General features: G+C 36.3%; 1 protein-coding gene. It reads left to right on the forward strand.

Annotation, left to right across the window (positions count from 1 at the left end; genetic code table 11):
* Positions 1–144: 144 nt before the first annotated feature.
* Positions 145–859, forward strand: a 715-nt coding sequence (locus tag BAU27_RS06980) for an RNA-guided endonuclease TnpB family protein (RefSeq protein ID WP_139254612.1), incomplete at its 3' end; no start/stop codon positions are given.

The raw sequence follows: 859 nt of genomic DNA on the forward strand, positions 1-859 counted from the left end.
TTTATCGTTTTCTGACAGAAGACTCCTTCCTCAAAAATGTGAAGGTGTGAAACGCCAATTTTAGGTGGGAGATGAATGTCAGTAGGCGTAAGCCTACGTTCTTTGTATACTGTAGATATACTATGAAAAAGTGAGGTGTAACCTATGTTAGTAAATAAAGCATATAAATTTCGTATCTACCCAAATAAGAAACAAGAAATATTAATTGCTAAAACGATTGGTTGCAGTCGCTTTGTATTTAACCATTTTCTTGCTCTTTGGAATGATACGTATAAAGAAGCGGGAAAAGGATTAACCTATCCTTCTTGCTCTGCCGAGCTTACGCAATTAAAAAAAAGACAAGATACGCTTTGGTTAAAAGAAGTAGATAGTACCGCTCTTCAATCCTCATTGAAAAACCTCGCAGATGCTTTTTCACGTTTTTTCAAGAAACAAAATGATATGCCACAATTCAAGTCTAAAAAGAATAAAATACAATCCTATACAACAAAATGTACGAATCATAATATCGCCATTGTAGGTCATACAATAAAGTTACCGAAGCTCGGTTTCGTTAGATTTGCCAAAAGTCGTGAAGTGTCAGGACGTATCCTAAATGCCACGATTAGACGAAATCCAAGCGGTAGACACTTTGTGTCTATTCTTACAGAAACAGAAGTGCAACCAGTAGAAAAAACAGGTTCTTCTGTTGGTATCGATGTGGGGTTAAAAGATTATGCCATTCTTTCAGATGGCATAACATACAAGAACCCTAAATTCTTCCGTACATTAGAAGAAAAGTTAGCGAAAGCACAGCGTATCCTTTCTAGAAGAACAAAAGGTTCTTCGAACTGGAATAAACAACGTGTGAAAGTTGCAC

The organism is Bacillus sp. NH11B, assembly GCF_001884205.1.
Taxonomy (GTDB): Bacteria; Bacillota; Bacilli; order Bacillales; family Bacillaceae_G; genus Bacillus_A; species Bacillus_A proteolyticus.